This is a genomic window from Vibrio sp. S234-5, assembly GCF_000960595.1.
Taxonomy (GTDB): Bacteria; Pseudomonadota; Gammaproteobacteria; order Enterobacterales; family Vibrionaceae; genus Vibrio.
The window spans coordinates 1-430 of record NZ_JZAM01000457.1; the positions used below are offsets into that span (position 1 = coordinate 1).

General features: G+C 52.8%; 1 pseudogene. It reads right to left on the reverse strand.

Going from position 1 to position 430, the window contains the following annotated elements:
* Positions 1-159: 159 nt before the first annotated feature.
* A pseudogene (locus tag UF06_RS25350) lies at positions 160-430 on the reverse strand (peptide-methionine (R)-S-oxide reductase); the annotation flags it as partial.

The window sequence follows — 430 nt, forward strand, 5'->3', positions numbered from 1 at the left end:
TTTGAACAGGTAAGAGCTTGCCTAGAATAAATGGGCAAGGGAGATAGAAGAGTTCAAAAAGTCACCGTACGAGCATTGTCATACCGAATGGGAAAACCGGCGGACAGGCAGCGATAAAAGACGCGCCTGACCGCTATTCTGCCATATCAACAAAAGGGGTTATTTTTCAAACAGTGTCGCGTATTCCCCGTAGCCGTTTGCTTCGAGTTCGGCTGCCGGAATAAACCGCATCGCCGCCGAATTCATGCAGTATCTTAAGCCCGTTTGCGCTCGGCCATCTTCTAATACATGCCCGCGACGGGCATGACCGTAGCACCCTCTGACTTCGGTGCGCGGGTACACCAGCTTGTAGTCGGGTTTAGTGCCAATCTAAGCGCGATTGATCGGCTGGGTCAAACTCGGGCAGTCGGGGCCCGACTTGCTTTTGTCG